Below are 20,340 nucleotides of genomic sequence, written 5' to 3' on the forward strand. Positions count from 1 at the left end.
AGTGGACGCAGTTTAGAGGAAGAGCCCGGGGCCCGGGCGACTTCCTTCGGGGAATCTGACGCCCACTTTGCCGATCTTGTTCCCGTCCATGACCGCAACCGTCCAGTGGGTGTTGTTCCACTCCACCTGGTCGCCGACGATGGGTGCGCCACCGACTTTGTGGGCGATGAAGGCGCCCAGGGTCATGTCCGGATCAATACCCTCGGCCGGCAGGCCATAGAGTGCGGCAACCGCTTTAAGCTGGGCGTCTCCTTCAAGTACGAAATCACCGAAGAAGCGCAGATCGAGACCGCGCTGCGGCGCTTGGCTGAACAGTTTTCCGAGCGCGCCGAGGTTGTGTTCATGGCCGATAACACACAGTAAATCATCGACTTCCAACACCGTACTACCCGACGGATGGAGCAGTTGCTGGCCACGAAACAGGGCGGCGATACGTGTGCCTTCGGGCATTTTCAGTTCGCGCAGGGGCGAACCGATGCACCATTTCTCCGCACCGAGCTTGTAAACGAACAGCTCCCATTCGCTGGTGACGTGGACTTCCAGCGCCGCCCGGGAAATCGGCGCAGGCTCCGGCGGTACCGTGACTTTCAGCAGCTTGGCGACCCACGGCAGGCTCGTGCCCTGCACCAGCAGCGACACCAGCACGATAAAGAACGCGAGGTTGAAGTACAGCTGCGCATTCGGCAGCCCGGCCATCAGCGGGAACACCGCGAGAATGATCGGTACCGCGCCGCGCAGGCCAACCCAGGAAATAAAGGCTTTTTCGCGACCGTGGAAGGCCTTGAACGGTAGCAGGCCGACCATCACCGACAGCGGCCGCGCAAACAGAATCATCCACAGCGCCAGACCGAGAGCGGGCAGGGCGATCGGCAGCAAATCGTGCGGCGTCACCAGCAGGCCGAGCACCAGGAACATGCCGATTTGCGCCAGCCAGGCCATGCCGTCGAGCATATGCAGAATGCCGTGGCGGCTGCGCACCGGGCGGTTGCCGATGACCAGACCGCACAGATAAACGGCGAGGAAGCCGCTGCCGTGCAGGGCGTTGGTCAGGGCGAACACCACCAGACCGCCAGCGATCACCAGAATCGGATACAGGCCGGCGGCCAGATTGATCCGGTTGACCAGTTGCAGCATCAGCCAGCCGCCACCGAGACCGATCACGCCGCCGATGCCGAACTCGCGGATCAGATGGGTCAACAGGCTCCAGTGCAGGCCGGTCTGGCCGCTGGCGAGCATGTCGATCAAGGTCACGGTGAGAAACACCGCCATCGGGTCGTTGCTGCCGGATTCGATTTCCAGGCTGGCCGTCACCCGTTCGTTCAGGCCTTTGCCACCAAGCAACGAGAACACCGCTGCGGCGTCGGTTGAGCCAACGATGGCGCCGATCAGCAGGCCTTGAATCAGATTGAGGTCGAACAGCCATGCCGCTGCCATGCCGGTCAGGCCAGTGGTAATCAACACCCCGACCGTGGCCAGCGATAACGCCGGCCATAGCGCCACGCGGAAACTCGACACCCTCGTGCGCAAACCGCCGTCGAGGAGGATCACCGCCAGTGCGAGGTTGCCGACCAGATAGGCCGTCGGGTAGTTATCGAAAATGATCCCGCCGCCATCGACCCCGGCGGCCATGCCGACTGCAAGAATAATGACCAGAATCGGGATGCCGAGACGGGAGGAGAGGGAGCTGACGAGAATGCTTGCGCCTACCAGCAACGCGCCGATCAAGAACAGGCTGTTGATGGTCGTCGCATTCAAAGGCAGTACTCCAGAAGCGTAAAGACGGGCACAAACTGACCATGCAGTCTGCGTGCCAGCGATTCTAACCTGTTGAAATGTGATGCTGTCAAAAAGGTTTTTCAGTGTGGCATCAGGTTTTGTGTTCGGCGGGCGATTGCTGCCCTCACCCTAACCCTCTCCCGGAGGGAGAGGGAACTGATCGAGGTGTTTTTGCGAGGTACGCCGACCTGAACTTCCGAGTCGAACTCAGACTTTGAAAAGCATGAGGATCTGCTCCCTTTCCCCCTCTCCCGGAGGGAGAGGGAACTGATCGAGGTGTTTGTGCGAGCTACATCGACCTGAAATTTCGAGTCGAACTCAGACTTTGAAATGTATGAAGATCTGCTCCCTTTCCCCCTCTCCCCCTGGGAGAGGGAACTGATCGAGATGTTTGTGCGAGCTACATCGACCTGAAATTTCGAGTCGAACTCAGACTTTGAAATGTATGAAGATCTGCTCCCTTTCCCCCTCTCCCTCTGGGAGAGGGCTGGGGTGAGGGGCTTTTGACCTTGATCTCAAAATTTACAGGCTGAACCGCCCAACCATGTTGTTCAAATCCAGCGCCAACCGCGACAGCTCATTGCTCGCCGCACTGGTCTGATTCGCGCCAGTCGCCGATTGCACCGACAAATCACGAATATTCACCAGATTGCGATCCACTTCCCGCGCCACTTGTGCCTGCTCTTCAGCGGCGCTGGCGATCACCAGGTTGCGCTCGTTGATCTCGACGATGGCGGTGTTGATGGTGTCCAGCGACATGCCGGCACCACGGGCGATGTTCAGGGTCGACTCGGCACGCTCGGTGCTGTTGCGCATCGAATCCACGGCGTGTTCGGTGCCGCTCTGAATGCTGCCGATCATCCGCTCGATTTCGCTGGTCGACTGCTGAGTGCGATGCGCCAAGGCACGTACTTCATCCGCCACCACCGCAAAACCACGGCCGGCTTCACCGGCGCGTGCCGCTTCAATCGCTGCGTTCAGTGCCAGCAGGTTGGTCTGATCGGCCAGACCACGAATCACATCCAGCACTTTGCCGATGTCGCGGGACTCATTGGCCAGATCGCCGATCAACGACGCAGTGCTTTGCACATCGGCGCTCATGCGTTCGATGGCGCTGACCGTTTCCTGGACCAGATCACGACCATCACCGGCCGAGGTGGTGGCATTCTTAGAGGCTTCCGAAGTGCTCACGGCGTTGCGCGCGACTTCTTCCACAGCGCTGGTCATTTCATTGACCGCAGTGGCCGCCTGTTCAATTTCGTTGTTCTGCTGAGTCAGGCCACGCGCGCTTTCGTCGGTGACGCTGTTCAGTTCTTCCGCTGCCGAAGCCAACTGAGTCGCCGAGCCGGAAATACGCTGCAGGGTGTCACGTAGCTTCGATTGCATCTTCGCCATGGCTGCCAGCAGGCGGCCAGCTTCGTCTTCACCGTCAACGTGGATCGGCTGGGTCAGGTTGCCTTCGGCGATGGTTTCCGCAGCTTCCAATGCGTTGGAGATCGGCTTGGTGATGCTGACGGTCAGCAGCCAGGCGAAGAGAAATGTCAGGCCAGTGGCGATCACCAACAGCGTGACCACAAGGTTGAAAGACATCGAAAACTGATCGCTCGCGCCTTTATCCGTCTCGGCGATTTGCTGAGTGTTGATCTCCAGCAAGCGTGCCAGGGCGGTGTTCACCGCTTCCGAGTTGCTCAGCAAGTCCGAGTTGAGCATCTGCCGCAGTTCATCGATCTGATTGTTGCGCGACAGGTTTTTCATCCGGTCTTCGAGCTGGCGGTACTGCGCGAGCAACTGTATGTATTGATCATAAGCCGCGCGTTCTTGCGGGCCGTCGATCAACGGCTCGTAGGCGCGCTGGGCGTCGGCGATCTGCTTGTTGCGCAACTCGAACAGTTCGACAGTCTTTTGTTGAACGTCCGGTTCACGGTTGATCAGCAACCGATACGACAAAACACGCAGGCGCAGGGTCAGTTGGGTGAACTCGTCGAGGGCCTTGATCGAAGGCACACTGGCCGTGGCGATGTCTTCGCCTGCTGCGCGGATTTTGCTCATCTGATTAAGCGCAAACACGCCGAGAACCAGCATCAGGCCGCCGATCAGGGCGAAGCCGGTAAACGCCCGTGGGGCGATATTCATATTGCGAAGGGACATGGGGCGGATACCAAGAGAGGGCCGCGTCCGTGCGGGCTGAGACTGCTGTATGGATGACTTATCGGTCATGCGACTAAAGTCTTGAGGTGCTGTGCGTATTTGTCGCAGAAGGGCTTGGGCGACGAAGTGCAGGAACCAGATCGGCAGATCACAGTCTTTAAAACTCGCGAGAACGGTCGGCCGCCAGGAAAATCAAGGCTTTGCGCCGGTTTAACCCTGGCATCCGTGATGACTTTTCTTTATCGTACGCGCCCTTTGAAAAACGCTTGGAAGATCAAAATGTTGGAAGCATCCCTCAGCCAATTGGAACAGCTCGTCAGCGACCTGGTGCAACAGAACCAGACCCTCGCGCAAACCAACCAGACCCTGTCCACGGAACTGGCCCAGGCCAAGGATGAAAACGAAAGCCTGCAACTGAACCTGATGGAGCAGGAAGAAAAGCACGGCGCCACCGCCGCCCGCATTCAAGCCCTGGTTGATCGCGTCAACGCAGGTCCGGTCAGCGCATGAACCACCACACAGCAGGGGTAAAAGTCGTCTCGATTCTCGGGGAGGACTATTCGATCAAGGCACCGGCCGGGGAAGAACAGACCCTGCTGGACGCGGCCATGATGCTCAAGGCAGCGCTGGACGACACCAAGCGCAAATACCCGACACTGATCGGTGACCGCTTGCTGGTGCTGGCGGCGATGAATCTGTGCTCGCAGCAGATCGAAATGAAGAAGCAACACCAGGAAGAACTCGACCGTTACCAAGAGCAAGTCAGCGCCACGGTCGACACTATCGCCAAGACCATTAACCAGGGTTGAAGTCTCGGGGGTAGACCCTAGCCTCTTCTCAGGAGCGCTCCATTTGCGAGGAGCGCTCTGGAGAGGAATGAGCGATCATGGTGCGCTGATTGACTTAATCCTGAAGTAATAACGGCCATCCTGAGTCACTACATCCTTTTCTTCCACCTTGAAAGGTTCATCGGGGTAGCCGGGATGGGTAAGAAAATCCCCCTTTTCAATGTACCGAACCATTTCGCCCTGGTTGAGTACCTTTTCGCTCCGCCACGTGGTCGGAGTTGCGTCGTCCTCTGCCTCTACCTCTACCTCGATAAACCACCCGTCGCCTGATTCGTCGAACGATTTTTTAAGGATGGTGGCTTTCCTGTCGTTGACTGTCTTTTTAATCGTCTGACCTACCCTGACGGACTTCAGCATTTCATCCCGAGTAATACCCTCAAGACTTTGAGTGCCCTGAATACTTTCAATTGTGCGTTGTTTGCTCATTTCCTTGACTCCTCGTTTTGGGGGGTTCGCCAACGGAGAGTACGGCTTTGATAAATCCCTGACACCTGACAACCTTGACAGTAGACAGGGTCGTATTTAAGTGGGTGTTATGAATATCGCGCATGAATCAATGAACAATATTTAGATTTTTTGTATACATCTGGCGCGACAGTTGCAGTGTTTCTGCCTCTTATTCTTTGGGGGTGCTCCATGCAGTTGTGGCGACGCAGTATTCAATGGCAGCTGATTCTCAGCATGGGCACCGCCCTGCTGGTCAGTATCCTGATCGTGGTTGGCATTTATACCCTGGTGGTCAACCGCCTCGCCCAGAGTTATCTGGTCGAACAAGCTCTGCCGTCGAGCATCGAAGCGACGCGCAACGATATCGAACGGATCCTTGTGCAACCGCTGACAGTGGCCAAGGATATTGCTAGTAATACGATGGTCCGTGACTGGCTCGCCTCAGGCGAAGACAGCAGCAAAACGGCTGGCTTCGCGCAGTATCTGGAAGGCATCCGCGCCGAACATAAAGCTTTCACCGCTTTGATCATCGGCACCGAATCCAATCATTACATCACCGAAAAAGGCCTGGATCGCACCCTCAGTCGCTCCAAACCGGCTGACGCGTGGTTCTATTCCTTCCTCGACAGCAATCAGCCGCGCACCCTCAATATCGACAACGACGGCGCCACCGGGGAATTGGCGCTGTTCATCGATCTGAAGGTCGAGCAGGCCGGCAAAGTGGTCGGCGTTGCCGGGCTAGGCTTGAGTATGAAAGAGCTGTCGGAGCTGATTCACAACTTCAGCTTTGGTGAGCGCGGCAAGGTCTATCTCGTGCGTTCCGACGGTTTGATCCAAGTGCATCCCGAAGCGCAGTTCAGCGGCAAACGCACCTTGAGCGAGCAGATCGGCGCCAATGCGGCGCAGGCCGTCATGGGCCAGAAAACGGCGATCAGCAGCAGCTTCCAGAGGGATGGCGAAGACTTCCTCGCCTTCAGCCTGCCCTTGCGCGATTTGGGCTGGACTCTCGTGGCCGAAGTGCCGCATTCGCAGATCTATGCCGAAGCCCGAAAAGCGATGTGGATGAGCGGCGGTATCGGTCTGGCCGTAGCGCTGGTGTGCCTTGCTTTGGTGGTGTGGCTGGCGCAAGGGCTGGTGCGGCCGATTCGTCAGGTAACAGCGGCGCTGGTAGCAATCGGTAGCGGCGGTGGAGATTTGACCCACCGGTTAGATTCCAGCCGCGCCGACGAGCTGGGCGATCTCGCCCGGGGCTTCAACCGTTTCCTTGACAGCCAGCGCGGGATGATCGGCGAGGTGCTGACCACCAGTGGGCGCCTGCGCACGGCTGTGGGGCAGGTAGCGAAAGTGGTGGAAAATACCGCCGAGCGCTCGGGCCGCCAGCAGGAAATGACCGACATGGTCGCGACCGCCGTTCACGAGATGGGCCTGACCGTGCAGGAGATTGCGCAGAACGCCGGCAACGCGGCGCTCGCCTCGCAAACCGCACGGGATGAAGCGATGCAGGCGCGGGAAGTGGTCGGCGGCTCGATTCGGCATATTGAAAGCATGTCCGATGAGATTGGCGTCGCGGCTGGCGCGGTGGGTGAATTGGCGCACCAAGTGGCGTCGATCGATTCTGTATTGGCGGTAATTCGCGGGGTGTCCGAGCAGACCAATCTGTTGGCGCTCAATGCCGCCATCGAAGCGGCGCGCGCCGGTGATATGGGGCGCGGCTTCGCGGTTGTTGCTGACGAAGTGCGCACTTTGGCGCGCAGGACGCAGGCCTCCACCGACGAAATCCAGCAGATGATCGGCAGCCTCAAGCAAGGCGCGGAAAACGCCGTGTCGTCGATGCGCACGGGGCAGGCGGCAACTGGCACCGGGGTTGAATCGAGCCAGCGCACCGGGGCATCGCTGACAGCGATTACCGGGCAGGTCGAGCGCATCAGTGACATGAACCATCAGGTGGCGACGGCGACGGAGGAGCAGTCGGCGGTGACTGAGGAGATCAACCGCAATGTGCAGGGGATTTCCGATCTGGCGCGGGCGACGGCGGGGGAAGTTCGGGCCTGTCGCGAGGATTGTCAGATGTTGCAGAGGCTGGCGGATGATCTGGCGCGGCAGATGGGTGGGTTCAAGTTGAGTTGAGTGTTGAGCCAGAAAAGCCCCTCACCCTAGCCCTCTCCCAGAGGGAGAGGGGACTGAGCGTGGAAAATTCAGGAGGTACGCCGACCTGAAAGTACTGTACTGAATCCATAGTCGATGCGGTTTTTCAGGTCGATGTATAGCGTCAGACACCTCGGTCGGCCCCCTCTCCCTTTGGGCGGTCCGACGTTTCGGGAGGGCTGGGGTGAGGGTTGGCTTTTAGAACCACGCATCCTGCATCGCCAGACACGTATCATCCCGCGCCTCCAGCAACGTCAGTTCATGGCGGCATCCCGGCACTTCCCACGTCAGGAAATACCGCGCCGCCTGTAACTTGCCCTTATAGAAGTCAGCATCCGCCGCATTACCCTTGGCCAACCCTTCCTCGGCACGAATCGCCTGCTCCAGCCAGCGCCAGCCAATAACCGTGTGGCCGAAGACCTTCAGGTACAACGCCGAATTCGCCAGGCTGCTATTGACCTTGCCCTGTGCCAGATCGGTCAACAAACCGATGGTCACCGTTTGCAGGCGCGCGACCAGTTTCTCTAACGGCTCACGCAACGCGGTCAGCGATTCGTAAGCAGTTGCGCGCTCTGCCGTGGTGGCGATCAGACGAATCAATTGCTTCAGTCCCGCGCCACCGTTCTGCGCCAATTTACGCCCGAGCAAGTCCAGCGATTGAATGCCATGGGTGCCTTCATGAATCGGGTTCAAGCGGTTATCGCGGTAATACTGCTCCACCGGGTATTCGCGGGTGTAACCGTGACCGCCAAGAATCTGGATCGCCAGTTCGTTGGCCTTGAGGCAGAACTCCGACGGCCAGGATTTGACGATCGGTGTCAGCAGATCCAGCAACTCATGCGCCTGCTTGCGCTCGGCTTCGGATTCAAGCGTCGTGGTGTCATCGAATAGCCGCGCTGCATAGAGGCCGAGGTCAAATGCACCTTCGACGTAGGACTTTTGCGTCAACAGCATACGTCTGACATCGGCGTGCTGAATGATCGCCACCGGCGCGGTAGTCGGATCCTTGCTGTCCGGCACGCGACCTTGCGGGCGCTCGCGGGCGTATTCCAGCGAGTACAGGTAACCGGCATAACCGAGCATCACCGCGCCCATGCCTACGCCGATCCGCGCCTCGTTCATCATCTGGAACATGTAGCTCAAGCCGTGGTGCGGTTTTCCCACCAGATAACCAACACACTCACCGTTATCGCCGAAGTTCAACGCTGTGGAGGTGGTGCCGCGCCAGCCCATCTTGTGAAACAGCCCGGCCAGCAGAACATCGTTACGCTGGCCGAGGCTGCCGTCATCGTTGACCAGAAACTTCGGCACGATGAACAGCGAGATACCTTTAACGCCCGCAGGTGCGTCGGGCAGCTTGGCCAGGACCATGTGCACGATGTTTTCCGACAGCGGGTGATCGCCGCCGGAAATGAAGATCTTGTTGCCCTTGAGGCGATAGGTGCCGTCGGACGCCGGCTCGGCGCGCGTACGAATATCCGACAGCGATGATCCTGCGTGGGGCTCGGTCAGGGCCATGGTGCCGAAGAAGCGGCCGTCGATCATCGGTTGCAGAAAGCGTTGTTTCTGTTCGTCCGTGCCAAAGCTCTCAATCAGGTTCGCCGCGCCCATGGTCAGGAACGGGTAGGACGTCGACGCCGCGTTGGCTGACTGGAAATGCGCGAAGCAGGCTTGCGACAGCAGTGTAGGAAGCTGCATGCCGCCCGCGTCGAAACTTCTCGCGGCGTTGAGGAATCCGGCCTCGAGGAAGGCATCCACCGCCGGTTTCACTTCAGGAATCAGAATCGCCTGACCGTCCTCGTAGCGCGGTTCGTTCTCGTCGCCCTTGCGGTTGTGCGGGGCGAAGTACTTCTCGGCGATGCTGCGTGCGGTGCCGATGGCGGCGTCGAAGGTCTCGCGGTTGTGCTCGGCAAAGCGCTCACGCCGGGTCAGGCCCTCGGCATCAAGGACTTCATACAGCTCGAAAGCCAGATTGCGGGAACTGAGCAGCGTCTCGGACATGGCGGCCTACCTGAAATTGGGGTTGGGCCGAGTCTAGGCGTGCTGATAAAGGCTGAACAGGATGATTGATGGGCGTGATACAGAAGCAAAAGATCGCAGCCTTCGGCAGCTCCTACACCAATTCCTGTAGGAGCTGCCGAAGGCTGCGATCTTTTGATCTTTTGTAGGAGTGAGCCTGCTCGCGATAGCGGTCTGTCAGTCAAACAAATGTGTCTGATAGATCGCTATCGCGAGCAGGCTCACTCCTACAGGGGATTTCATTCCAGGCGACCGTTGCGGTCGCCTGGAGTTACAGCGGTTTAGCCGATCGTCATCAGGCTGGCATTACCACCCGCCGCCGCAGTGTTAACACTCAACGCCCGCTCGATCACCAGACGCTCCAGCGCAATGTTGGTCTCACCCTGGGACAAGCCTTGAACCCCAACAATCGCGCCGGCACGCTTGGCGATCTGCTGGCAAACGCCGCGCAACTGGTCGGAATGGCCGTGATGCAGAACCGCATCAAATACCACCTCGTCCTTGTTCCAGTCGGCAACCAGTTTGATCCGTGCCTGAATCTCCTTCGGCAGGCGTGCGAACAAGGCCTTGCTGATGTCGGACTCCGGCCACACTGCCGAACCGCCCACGGCCAATACCGCAGCCAGTTGCGTCAGCAGATCACCTTCAACTTCCGCCAGGCACAACACGTGCTCACGCGGCAGGATCGCGTAGCTGTTTTTCTCACCGGTCGGGCCGGCCAGTACGCGGGTGATGCCGCTCTGCGATTGCGCAGCGTACTGCACGCACAGGGTGCTCAGGTCGGCGTATTTGTTGCTTTCAGCCCAGGCTTTCAGAGCGTTCAGCGGTTTGCTCATGGCATCGCGCAAACGAACGTCCGGGGCGATAACGGCATCACCGCGAGCGAAGGATTGTTCGATAGCGTCGGTAGGGCGTGTCGCCAGCAAGCGGTACAGGTACAACGGGCCACCGGCTTTCGGACCGGTACCCGACAGGCCTTCGCCGCCGAATGGCTGCACGCCGACCACGGCACCGACGATGTTACGGTTTACGTAGACGTTACCGGCGTTGACGTTGTCGATCACCTTGGCGATGGTCTCGTCGATGCGCGTGTGCACGCCCAGCGTCAGACCATAACCGGAAGCGTTGATCTGGCCGATCAGTTGATCGATTTCTTTGCGCTTGTAGCGCACCACATGCAGCACCGGGCCGAAGATCTCGCGTTGCAGCTCGTCGAAGCTTTCCAGCTCGATCAGCGTCGGCATGACGAAGGTGCCGCGTTTGACTTCTTCGGTATCGGCAATCGCCACCTGGTACACATTGCGACCTTTGTCGCGCATGCCCTGGATGTGCTTGTCGATGCCAGCCTTGGCTTCGGCGTCGATCACCGGGCCGATGTCCACGGACAGGCGCTCCGGGTTGCCGAGACGGCTTTCCGCCATGGCCCCTTTGAGCATTTCGATGACGCGATCGGCGGAATCTTCCTGCAGGCACAGGACCCGCAGTGCCGAGCAACGCTGACCGGCGCTGTCGAACGCCGACGACACCACGTCGATCACGACTTGTTCGGTCAGCGCCGAAGAGTCGACGATCATTGCGTTCTGGCCGCCGGTTTCGGCGATCAGCGGAATCGGACGGCCCTGGCTGTCGAGACGGCCAGCAATGTTGCGTTGCAGCAGGCGCGCGACTTCGGTGGAACCGGTGAACATCACGCCTTTGACGCGTTCATCGCCAACCAGACCGGCGCCGACGGTTTCACCGCGACCCGGCAGCAGTTGCAGCACGCCTTCCGGGATCCCGGCTTCGAGCAGCAAGCGTACGGCTTGAGCCGCGACCAGCGGAGTTTGTTCGGCAGGCTTGGCCAGTACCGGGTTACCGGCAGCCAGTGCCGCAGCAACCTGACCACTGAAAATCGCCAGCGGGAAGTTCCACGGGCTGATGCACACCACCGGACCCAGTGGGCGATGGGCGTCATTACTGAAATCGTTGCGCGCCTGCACTGCGTAATAACGCAGGAAGTCGACGGCTTCGCGGACTTCGGCGATGGCGTTGGCGAAGGTCTTGCCGGCTTCGCGAGCCAGCAGGCCCATCAGCGGCTGAATCTCGCCTTCCATCAAGTCAGCGGCACGTTCCAGAATCGCCGCGCGTTCGGCCGGCGGGGTGGCCTGCCAGATCGGTGCGGCGTTCAGTGCGCATTGAATGGCGTTGTCGACGTCTTCGACGGTGGCTTCTTGAACATGACCGACCACATCACGGTGATCGGCCGGGTTCAGAACGGCTGCCGGCGTTTCGTTGCTGGAGGCGCAACCGAGCATCGGCGCGGCTTTCCAGTCGTTGTGTGCGGTGGCGAGCAAGGCGCAGGACAGCGAAGCCAGACGATGTTCGTTGGCCATGTCGATGCCGCTGGAGTTGGCGCGTTCGGCACCGTACAGATCACGCGGCAGCGGAATGCGCGGGTGCGGCAGGCCGAAACCACCTTCCACGGTTGCCATCTGCTCGATCTGCGCCACCGGATCGGCCACCAATTCCTGAATCGAAATCGACTGGTCGGCGATGCGGTTGACGAACGAAGTGTTCGCGCCGTTTTCCAGCAGTCGACGTACCAGATACGCCAACAGGGTTTCGTGAGTGCCGACTGGTGCATACACGCGGCACGGACGGTTCAGCTTGCCTTCGGAAACTTTGCCTACAACCTGCTCGTAGAGCGGTTCGCCCATGCCGTGCAGGCACTGGAATTCGTACTGGCCGGGGTAATAGTTCTGACCGGCAATGTGGTAAATGGCCGACAGGGTGTGGGCGTTGTGCGTGGCGAACTGCGGGTAGATGACTTCCGGCACCGACAGCAGTTTGCGTGCGCAAGCGATGTAGGAAACGTCGGTGTACACCTTGCGGGTATAGACCGGATAGCCTTCCAGGCCTTCGACCTGGGCGCGCTTGATTTCGCTGTCCCAGTACGCGCCTTTCACCAAGCGGATCATCAGGCGATGACGGCTGCGGCGAGCCAGGTCGATCACGTAGTCGATCACGTACGGGCAACGCTTCTGGTACGCCTGGATAACGAAACCGATGCCGTTCCAGCCAGTCAGCTGCGGCTCGAAGCACAGACGCTCGAGCAGATCCAGCGACAGTTCGAGACGGTCGGCTTCTTCGGCGTCGATGTTCAGGCCGATGTCGTATTGCTTGGCCAGCAGGGTCAGCGACAGCAGGCGCGGGTACAGCTCGTCCATCACGCGCTCATACTGCGCACGGCTGTAACGCGGGTGCAGTGCCGACAGCTTGATGGAAATGCCCGGGCCTTCATAAATCCCACGGCCGTGGGAGGCTTTGCCGATCGAGTGAATGGCTTGTTCGTACGACGCCAGGTACTTCTGCGCGTCGTGCTCGGTCAGTGCCGCTTCACCGAGCATGTCGTAGGAGTAGCGGAAGCCCTTGGCTTCGAACTTGCTCGCGTTGGCCAGCGCTTCGGCGATGGTTTCGCCGGTGACGAACTGCTCGCCCATCAGGCGCATGGCCATGTCGACGCCCTTGCGGATCATCGGCTCGCCGCTCTTGCCGATGATGCGGCTCAGCGACGACGTCAGGCCGGCTTCGTTGTGCGTCGAGACCAGTTTGCCGGTCAGCAGCAGGCCCCAAGTGGCCGCGTTGACGAACAGCGAAGGGCTGTTGCCCAAGTGCGGATGCCAGTTGCCGGTGCTGATCTTGTCGCGGATCAGTGCATCGCGGGTGCCTTTGTCCGGGATACGCAGCAGCGCTTCGGCCAGGCACATCAGCGCCACGCCTTCCTGGGACGACAGGGAAAATTCCTGCAGCAGACCTTGAACGATGCCCGCACGACCGCCGGCACTTTTCTGGTTACGCAGTTTTTCCGCGATGGAGGCGGCGAGTTTGTTGGTGGCTTCGGCCATTGGTGCCGGCAGGCGAGCCTGCTCGATCAGCATCGGCACCACTTCCGGCTCAGGGCGGCGGTAAGCGGCGGTGATCGATGCGCGCAGTACGGACTGCGGCAGGATGCTTTCGGCGAATTCGAGGAAGCATTGGTGCGCGTGATCAGTGTGGACTTCGCCCGCCTCGTCGGCGTCCTTGGCGGTCAAACCGTTCAGCTCGGTCAGGGTTGCACCACCCTCGAGTTTTTCCAGGTAATTGAAAATTGCCTGCTTGATCAGCCAGTGCGGTGTGCGATCAATCGAGGTCGCGGCCGCCTTCAGGCGCTCGCGGGTCGGGTCATCGAGTTTGACCCCAAGGGTGGTGGTAGCCATATTTTTATCCTCATGGTTGCCACAGTTGCGTGGCATCAGCTGGCCGCAAGATTAGCCGTGCGCTGAAAGAGGTGCAACCGGGTGCAACCCTTTTTTTGTCGGAATAATAGGCAGCTCGTCAGGAATTATTTTCTGGTACGAAAGTGCTGCTCCTGCTTGGTGCTTTTGCTTCTAGCAAAGGGCCATGACTGCCACAAAAGGGAGCAAAAACGGGGTGATCGTCGATAAATCCGACTAGGTGCAACTAATTCTCACGAAACTGGTTGCACCTTATTTGATTTGTTGCATAGCATTCGCGCCCAAGGTGCAACCGGGATTAACCCGGTGTACCGGCTGATGGCTTTCCTGGGGAAACATCAGTCCTAAATGCGCGGGATCCCGGATCGTCTGCCAAACGTCGTCGTTTGCGTGCGGTTCACCACCGCCGCTACATAAAAACAAAGCCAGGGCGTAACTCAATGAGCGTAAGCAATCCAACCCTGATCACGTTCGTGATCTACATCGCAGCAATGGTGCTGATCGGCTTGATGGCCTATCGCTCCACCAACAACCTTTCTGACTATATTCTCGGCGGTCGCAGCCTCGGCAGCGTCGTCACCGCGCTGTCCGCCGGTGCGTCCGACATGAGTGGCTGGTTGTTGATGGGCCTGCCGGGCGCCATCTATATGTCCGGTCTGTCCGAAAGCTGGATCGCCATCGGTCTGGTCATCGGTGCCTACCTGAACTGGCTGTTCGTTGCCGGCCGTCTGCGCGTGCAGACCGAGCACAACGGCGACGCCCTGACCCTGCCGGATTACTTCGCCAGCCGTTTTGAAGATAAAAGCGGTCTGCTGCGGATCATTTCGGCGATCGTGATTCTGGTGTTCTTCACCATCTACTGCGCTTCCGGCATCGTGGCCGGTGCCCGTCTGTTCGAAAGCACCTTCGGCATGTCCTACGAGACGGCGCTGTGGGCCGGTGCTGCGGCGACGATTGCTTACACCTTTATTGGTGGTTTCCTCGCGGTGAGCTGGACCGACACCGTACAAGCCACGCTGATGATTTTCGCGCTGATCCTCACGCCGATCATCGTCCTGCTGGCTACTGGTGGCGTCGATACCACGTTCCTGGCGATCGAGGCGCAAGATCCGAGCAACTTCGACATGCTCAAAGGCACCACCTTCATCGGCATTATCTCGCTGATGGGCTGGGGTCTGGGCTACTTCGGTCAGCCGCACATCCTCGCGCGTTTCATGGCGGCAGATTCGGTTAAGTCGATCGCCAAGGCGCGTCGCATTTCCATGACCTGGATGATCCTGTGCCTGGGCGGCACTGTGGCGGTGGGCTTCTTCGGTATCGCGTACTTCTCGGCGCACCCGGAAGTTGCCGGTCCCGTGACCGAGAACCACGAACGCGTGTTCATCGAACTGGCCAAACTGCTGTTCAACCCATGGATCGCCGGTGTGCTGTTGTCGGCCATTCTGGCTGCTGTGATGAGCACCCTGAGCTGCCAGTTGCTGGTGTGCTCGAGCGCCCTGACCGAAGACTTCTACAAAACCTTCCTGCGTAAATCCGCTTCGCAACTGGAGCTGGTCTGGGTCGGCCGCGCCATGGTGCTGTTGGTTGCACTGATCGCGATCGCCTTGGCGGCCAACCCGGAAAACCGCGTACTGGGCCTGGTGTCCTACGCCTGGGCCGGTTTCGGTGCTGCGTTCGGTCCGGTTGTGCTGATCTCGGTGGTCTGGAAAGGCATGACCCGTGACGGCGCACTGGCCGGTATTCTGGTCGGCGCGATCACCGTGGTGGTGTGGAAGCATTTCGAACTGCTGGGTCTGTACGAAATCATCCCGGGCTTCATCTTCGCCAGCCTGGCCATCTACATCGTCAGCAAGATGGGCGAGCCGACCAGAGGCATGGTGCAGCGCTTCGAAGCGGCGGAAAAAGATTTCCACCTGAACAAGTAATTGTTCTGAGCTGAGGCTCATCCAAAAACGGCCCGTTTCCACAGGAGACGGGCCGTTTTTTTGTGCCTGTGATTTCTTGCCGACGCTGAAGAAACCTGTGGGAGCTGGCTTGCCAGCGATGAGGGCGGCACATTCAGAACATTCAGTAACTGACGCATCGCTATCGCTGGCAAGCCAGCTCCCACAGGGTTCTATGGATGACTTGAGGGATTTGTCTGTAGTTGAAAGCGCCGTTTTTTGCAGGTTTTTTCGGCAAAAAAAGTAGGGCAAATCTGATTTTCCCGTCACCCATTCACCACCCCTTGCCCCTCATGCAGAATCGCCCGCCCTTCATTCTGCAGAGAGACATCGGATGTTCGCGCCTGCCAATCAACCGCGTTTCACGGTGACCCTCGAAGGCGCCCAACATGACCTCAAGGTCCTTGAACTCACGGGCAAGGAAGCCATCAGCCAACCCTTTCGTTTCGAGCTGGAACTGGTCAGTGAGCGACCGGATCTGGACCTCGAGAGCCTGCTGCACTGTCAGGCGTTTCTGAGCTTTGATGCTCAAGGTTCCGGTATTCACGGTCAGATTTATCAGGTTGGGCAGGGCGACTCCGGGAAACGTCTGACGCGTTATCACTTAAGCCTTGTCCCACGTTTGACGTATCTGGAACACCGCATCAATCAGCGGATTTTCCAGCATCAGAGCGTGCCGCAAATTGTTGCGCAGGTGCTTAAGGATCACGCGATCCTTCGTGATGCTTTCGAGTTTCGGTTGGGCAGCGAATACCCGGTTCGCGAGTATTGCGTGCAGTACGCTGAAAGCGACTTGGCGTTCATTCAACGCCTGTGTGCCGAAGTGGGTATTCATTACCACTTTCAACACAGCCCCGACGCGCACGTACTGGTGTTCGGTGATGACCAGACGGTGTTTCCAAAACTGGCCACGCCGACCTTTTACCTGCCGGGCAGTGGCATGTCTGCCGGAGCCCCGGCGGTCAAGCGTTTCAACGTTCGCGTGGAAACCCGCACCAGCGTGGTCACCCGGCGCGACTACAACTTCGAAAAACCGCGGCTGCAATTGCAAAGCCGAGTCGACGGCGAGCAGCGCCCTGTGCTCGAGGACTATCACTTCCCCGGCCAATTCAACGATCGGGAAACCGGCAAGCATCTCGCCCAGCGGGCACTTGAGCGACATGTCGCCGATTACCGTCAGGCCGAAGGCATCAGCGACGAATCTGCACTGGTTTGCGGACATTTCCTGCAACTGACTGAGCATCCGCGCCACGACTGGAATGACCTGTGGCTGCTGACCGCCATCGAGCATCATGGCCGCCAGCCGCAGGTGCTGGAGGAATCGGTGACCAGCGATGGCGAGGGATTTCAGGGTTACCGTAATAGCTTTCTCGCCACGCCGTGGGACGTGTTTTTCCGCCCGGCGCTGGGGCCTGAAAAACCGCGCATGCTCGGCTATCAACCGGCGGTTGTGACCGGGCCGAAAGATACGGAAATCCACTGCGACGAGTATGGCCGGGTCAAGGTGCAACTGGCTTGGGACCGCGACGGTGAATTGAACGAGCATTCCAGTTGTTGGTTGCGCGTTGCCAGCGGTTGGGCCCATGACCGTTACGGCAGCGTGCTGATTCCGCGAGTCGGCATGGAAGTACTGGTCGGCTTCATCGATGCCGACGCCGACAAACCATTGGTTGTGGGCTGCCTGCCCAACGCCGCGACGCCGATCCCGCTGGATCTGCCGGCGGACAAGACCCGCAGCATTTTCCGTAGCCAGAGCAGCCCCGGCGGTGGCGGCTACAACGAACTGCGCATCGAGGATCGCAAAGGTGCCGAGGAAATCTACCTGCGCGCCCAGCGTAACTGGACGCAGCATGTGTTGAATGATCAACAGGTGCAGGTTGATAACCAGCGCAGCATTGTTGTCACCGGGACCGCTCGGCACGAGTTGAAGGCTGATGAGCAGCGCATTACTCACGGTCAGCGGCAGACCGAAGTGAAGCAGGACGACCATCTGAGCGTGATCGGCGACCGGCATATTCGCGTGAGCAATCAGGCGATCAGCGCCAGTGGGCAATTCCACGTCAGCGCCGGTCAGCAAGTGGTCATCGACGGTGGCGCGAGTGCGACGATTCAGGCCGGTGGGCAGTGGATCAACATCGGTCCCGGCGGCATTTTCAGCAGCGTGCCGATTGTAGTGGGTGGTGCGCCGATGGCGGCGATGAGTGCCGCGCCGGTTGTACCGGGATTGCCGGAGAAACTCGCCGCCGCGCCGGCTGCCATGCTGACGGCTGCACAAATCATGAGCTTCAAGGGTGACGCGCCATTCTGCGAAGAGTGTGAACGTTGCAAGGATGGTCTCTGTGCCGCCTGATTTTCTATTGCCTGCCGAATGGTTGGCGCGTGAACCGTTGAAAACTTCCGAGCAGTTGTTTGCGGTTTTCAGTAATGCCAATGAGGCAAAACCGCCTGCCGCTTGGCGAGAAACGGCGAGCCCGATCTGGGCCGAGACGATTTATGCCGAGTGGGATGCGGTGATGCCTTACGTGGGAATTGTCGCCGCCGACAGTGAGTTTCTGCATTGGGTCACCACCACCGAGTCGCGGGATTGGGGTTGGCTGGCGGTGTCTTCGGCGAGCCTTGAAGAGGTGGTGGCGCACTTTCGCAGCCTTACCCAAGTGCTGATGCCTGGCGGGAAAACGGTGTTTTTTCGTTTTTGGGACGGGCGGTTTCTGTTGCCGATTCTTCAGGCCGATGAGGTGGATGCGGCACAACTGTTTCCGCTGATCGGGCGTTGTCTGATCAATGGGCAGGTGCTGGATATCGGTGGCAGGGCGCTGGTATCGGGGCGGGTATTCCCGTGGTGGCAGGTGCCGGATTCGGTGCTGGCGCAGCAAGGCCATGACGTTCGAACCGCCAATGCGTTGCAGTGGTTGAGCGAGGAACATCCGGCAGTTTTCGATGCCTTCCCCGAGGCGATTTTGCGCTGCAAAGTGAGGCGGTTTTTTCAGGTTTCTATGTCGGAAGAATCGTCGCAATCGGCGTTGCTGGCGTTTTTGCTGGCAGAGTCGGAGTGAGTTTTCGGGGCGAAGGTCTCGGACGATTCCTTCGAGTTGCGGCGGTTTTCATGAACTGGTGGACGGTGGGTTGCAGGGATAGTCTTTTCGTTGTCACTGCGAGAGCGGTGACAGGGTGTAGGAGCCCTCTACCTATGGTGCATCAGCGCTGTTGTTTGAATTGCGGCACGTAACTTGTGTGAGCAATGTCGTCAGCGGCGGCTGTGTGCGGGACACGCTTCGGCGTGGCCGAATTCCATGGGTCGGTTTCCTACTCCCGTGCACGGCTGCCACCCAATCCCGTAGGAAGGAATGCGGCAGTTCATTTTTACACTCTATGGAAGATAGAAATGACGACAATACGAACGGCTCCACCCTACGAAAAAATCATCCCCCATCCCGATAACCGCTTCATGGCCCTGACCGGCAATTGCAGCGACATGCCTACGCTGTTCATCGACACCCACGTGCCCCTCGACATCCTCATGGACGCCGCCAACCATCGCCTGCGCGCCGTGATCCAGGTGCTGGAAAACATGTGCATGCGCGGCTCGGTCGAATGCGACTCCGTCATCCTCAGCGACTTCGCCCAGCTCTGCGTGATCCCCTTGCGCGACGGCTGTGATGTGCTTGATGTCATCGGCAGGCGCCTGCGCAGCATGCCTGCCTGAAAAAGATCAAAAGATCGCAGCCTGCGGCAGCTCCTACACGGGACTGGCGTTCGCCCTGTAGGAGCTGCCGAAGGCTGCGATCTTTTGACGTTGAAGGAAATCAGTTAGTCAGTCAGGGATGTACGCATCCTGAGAGTTGATAAAGCTGTTGAACGCATCGGAGTTGTAGACCTTCATGCACCCAAAAAACACTACTTTTTCATTCGAGTATTTGCTGTTTGAAGGTGTCTGCTCGTAAGCCGCCAACACGTAGTTTCGGGTTTCTTTGTAGGGATCGTGCAGCACTTGCAGCGTGTCTTCATTTTGCAGGATGGAATGCATGCCTTTGCCCATGAAGGAATAGGCATTGGCGGACAGGGCAATGTCTTTTTCCAGCGCGGAGCGCTCGTTGAATGGCTTCAGAATGCAGTGGCTCAGGCCGTAGTTCTTAAGTGTCTGGCGTGCCTGCTCAATGTGGGTTTCGTCGGCAAGGGCGAGGTATGGGCTAAGCAGGCTGAATAAGCAGATGATCAGATATCGCATGAGTTTTTGACGTCCTGTCGTTCATGGTTAGCCAGTTTAACGCCATAAAAGCAAAGCCCCTCACCCTAGCCCTCTCCCAGAGGGAGAGGGGACTGGCCGAGTTGTCTGGGCGGTGTACGCCGACTTGCGACTTCAGTGGTGAACTTGGCTTGGCCAAGCCTGGATGGTGGTGTTGTTTCGGGGACTGACCGAGTTGTCTGGGCGGTGTACGCCGACTTGCGACTTCAGTGGTGAACTTGGCTTGGCCAAGCCTGGATGGTGGTGTTGTTTCGGGGACTGACCGAGTTGTCTGGACGATGAACGCCGACTTGCGACTTCCGCGCTGATCTTGGCTTGGCCAAGCCTGGATGGTGGTGTTGTTTCGGGGACTGACCGAGTTGTCTGGACGATGAACGCCGACTTGCGACTTCCGCGCTGATCTTCGCTTGGCCAAGCCTGAGATCACGCAGATCTTTCAGGTCGATGTAACTCGCAAGATCACCACCGTCAGTCCCCTCTCCCTCCGGGAGAGGGCTAGGGTGAGGGAAAGGCTTTTG

The 20,340-nt window shown here is 59.0% G+C and carries 13 protein-coding genes and 2 pseudogenes; 8 read left to right on the plus strand and 7 right to left on the minus strand.

All coding sequences use genetic code 11. The features are described from left to right. Positions 1-12: 12 nt before the first annotated feature. The 3 genes and pseudogenes from CKW38_RS18080 to CKW38_RS30690 form a co-directional block, all read right to left on the minus strand. The gene (locus tag CKW38_RS18080; protein WP_007909521.1) at positions 13-1,755 is read right to left on the minus strand and encodes a potassium/proton antiporter; all 1,743 of its coding nucleotides are present in this window, start codon (positions 1,753-1,755) and stop codon (positions 13-15) included. A gap of 543 nt (positions 1,756-2,298) precedes the next feature. Next, the gene (locus CKW38_RS30685) at positions 2,299-3,171 is read right to left on the minus strand and encodes a methyl-accepting chemotaxis protein (protein ID WP_371042268.1); all 873 of its coding nucleotides are present in this window, start codon (positions 3,169-3,171) and stop codon (positions 2,299-2,301) included. A 30-nt stretch (positions 3,172-3,201) separates the two neighbouring features. After that, positions 3,202-3,993 (minus strand): annotated as a pseudogene (locus CKW38_RS30690) (MCP four helix bundle domain-containing protein); the annotation flags it as partial. A 210-nt stretch (positions 3,994-4,203) separates the two neighbouring features. Between CKW38_RS30690 and CKW38_RS18090 the strand changes: the two are divergent. Both CKW38_RS18090 and CKW38_RS18095 read left to right on the plus strand, forming a co-directional pair. Next, the gene (locus CKW38_RS18090) at positions 4,204-4,434 is read left to right on the plus strand and encodes a hypothetical protein (protein ID WP_007909525.1); all 231 of its coding nucleotides are present in this window, start codon (positions 4,204-4,206) and stop codon (positions 4,432-4,434) included. Continuing rightward, positions 4,431-4,733, plus strand: a complete 303-nt coding sequence (locus CKW38_RS18095) for a cell division protein ZapA (RefSeq protein WP_016987569.1) — start codon at positions 4,431-4,433, stop codon at positions 4,731-4,733. Before CKW38_RS18090 ends, CKW38_RS18095 begins: the two co-directional genes overlap by 4 nt. Positions 4,734-4,808: 75 nt before the next feature. Here CKW38_RS18095 and CKW38_RS18100 read toward each other — a convergent pair whose 3' ends face one another. Continuing rightward, entirely contained in the window at positions 4,809-5,198 is a 390-nt protein-coding gene (locus CKW38_RS18100) for a hypothetical protein (protein WP_095113457.1), read from the minus strand. Between the two features lie 255 nt (positions 5,199-5,453). On the opposite strand from CKW38_RS18100, the pseudogene CKW38_RS30695 reads away from it, so the two are divergent. Together CKW38_RS30695 and CKW38_RS30700 are read left to right on the plus strand one after the other, a co-directional pair. Next, positions 5,454-6,479, plus strand: a pseudogene (locus CKW38_RS30695) (cache domain-containing protein); the annotation flags it as partial. A 135-nt stretch (positions 6,480-6,614) separates the two neighbouring features. Beyond that, a complete protein-coding gene (locus CKW38_RS30700; RefSeq protein WP_371857970.1) occupies positions 6,615-7,346 on the plus strand; it encodes a methyl-accepting chemotaxis protein in 732 nt (243 codons plus the stop codon). Positions 7,347-7,562: 216 nt separating this feature from the next. Here CKW38_RS30700 and CKW38_RS18110 read toward each other — a convergent pair whose 3' ends face one another. Further along, positions 7,563-9,365 (minus strand): acyl-CoA dehydrogenase, encoded by a 1,803-nt coding sequence (locus CKW38_RS18110; RefSeq protein ID WP_095113459.1) that lies wholly within the window; start codon positions 9,363-9,365, stop codon positions 7,563-7,565. 299 nt (positions 9,366-9,664) lie between these two features. Beyond that, positions 9,665-13,618, minus strand: coding sequence for a trifunctional transcriptional regulator/proline dehydrogenase/L-glutamate gamma-semialdehyde dehydrogenase (putA, locus tag CKW38_RS18115; protein ID WP_095113460.1), 3,954 nt, complete (start codon positions 13,616-13,618; stop codon positions 9,665-9,667). Positions 13,619-14,076: 458 nt separating this feature from the next. On the opposite strand from putA, the gene putP reads away from it, so the two are divergent. The 4 genes from putP to CKW38_RS18135 all read left to right on the plus strand — a co-directional run bounded on the left by putP (position 14,077) and on the right by CKW38_RS18135 (position 19,282). After that, positions 14,077-15,561, plus strand: a complete 1,485-nt coding sequence (putP, locus tag CKW38_RS18120; protein ID WP_095113461.1) for a sodium/proline symporter PutP — start codon at positions 14,077-14,079, stop codon at positions 15,559-15,561. A gap of 352 nt (positions 15,562-15,913) precedes the next feature. After that, on the plus strand, positions 15,914-17,929 hold the full coding sequence (locus tag CKW38_RS18125; RefSeq protein ID WP_095113462.1) for a type VI secretion system tip protein VgrG: 2,016 nt from the start codon (positions 15,914-15,916) through the stop codon (positions 17,927-17,929). Continuing rightward, the gene (locus CKW38_RS18130) at positions 17,919-18,632 is read left to right on the plus strand and encodes a DUF4123 domain-containing protein (protein WP_095113463.1); all 714 of its coding nucleotides are present in this window, start codon (positions 17,919-17,921) and stop codon (positions 18,630-18,632) included. Before CKW38_RS18125 ends, CKW38_RS18130 begins: the two co-directional genes overlap by 11 nt. Before the next feature lie 329 nt (positions 18,633-18,961). Continuing rightward, the gene (locus tag CKW38_RS18135; protein ID WP_095113464.1) at positions 18,962-19,282 is read left to right on the plus strand and encodes a hypothetical protein; all 321 of its coding nucleotides are present in this window, start codon (positions 18,962-18,964) and stop codon (positions 19,280-19,282) included. Positions 19,283-19,390: 108 nt separating this feature from the next. On the opposite strand, the gene CKW38_RS18140 is transcribed toward CKW38_RS18135, so the two are convergent. Beyond that, positions 19,391-19,804, minus strand: a complete 414-nt coding sequence (locus CKW38_RS18140) for a hypothetical protein (RefSeq protein WP_095113465.1) — start codon at positions 19,802-19,804, stop codon at positions 19,391-19,393. Positions 19,805-20,340: the final 536 nt, after the last annotated feature.

The organism is Pseudomonas sp. Irchel 3H7, from assembly GCF_900187605.1.
In the GTDB taxonomy this organism is placed as follows: domain Bacteria; phylum Pseudomonadota; class Gammaproteobacteria; order Pseudomonadales; family Pseudomonadaceae; genus Aquipseudomonas.

Coding starts and splice junctions, on each gene's coding strand:
- CKW38_RS18095 (WP_016987569.1), top strand. CDS start 4,431: ATGAACCACCACACAGCAGGGGTAAAAGTCGTCTCGATTCTCGGGGAG.
- CKW38_RS18125 (WP_095113462.1), top strand. CDS start 15,914: ATGTTCGCGCCTGCCAATCAACCGCGTTTCACGGTGACCCTCGAAGGC.
- CKW38_RS18100 (WP_095113457.1), bottom strand. CDS start 5,198: ATGAGCAAACAACGCACAATTGAAAGTATTCAGGGCACTCAAAGTCTT.
- CKW38_RS18090 (WP_007909525.1), top strand. CDS start 4,204: ATGTTGGAAGCATCCCTCAGCCAATTGGAACAGCTCGTCAGCGACCTG.
- CKW38_RS18135 (WP_095113464.1), top strand. CDS start 18,962: ATGACGACAATACGAACGGCTCCACCCTACGAAAAAATCATCCCCCAT.
- CKW38_RS18140 (WP_095113465.1), bottom strand. CDS start 19,804: ATGCGATATCTGATCATCTGCTTATTCAGCCTGCTTAGCCCATACCTC.
- putA (WP_095113460.1), bottom strand. CDS start 13,618: ATGGCTACCACCACCCTTGGGGTCAAACTCGATGACCCGACCCGCGAG.
- CKW38_RS18110 (WP_095113459.1), bottom strand. CDS start 9,365: ATGTCCGAGACGCTGCTCAGTTCCCGCAATCTGGCTTTCGAGCTGTAT.
- CKW38_RS30685 (WP_371042268.1), bottom strand. CDS start 3,171: ATGGCGAAGATGCAATCGAAGCTACGTGACACCCTGCAGCGTATTTCC.
- CKW38_RS30700 (WP_371857970.1), top strand. CDS start 6,615: ATGGTCGCGACCGCCGTTCACGAGATGGGCCTGACCGTGCAGGAGATT.
- putP (WP_095113461.1), top strand. CDS start 14,077: ATGAGCGTAAGCAATCCAACCCTGATCACGTTCGTGATCTACATCGCA.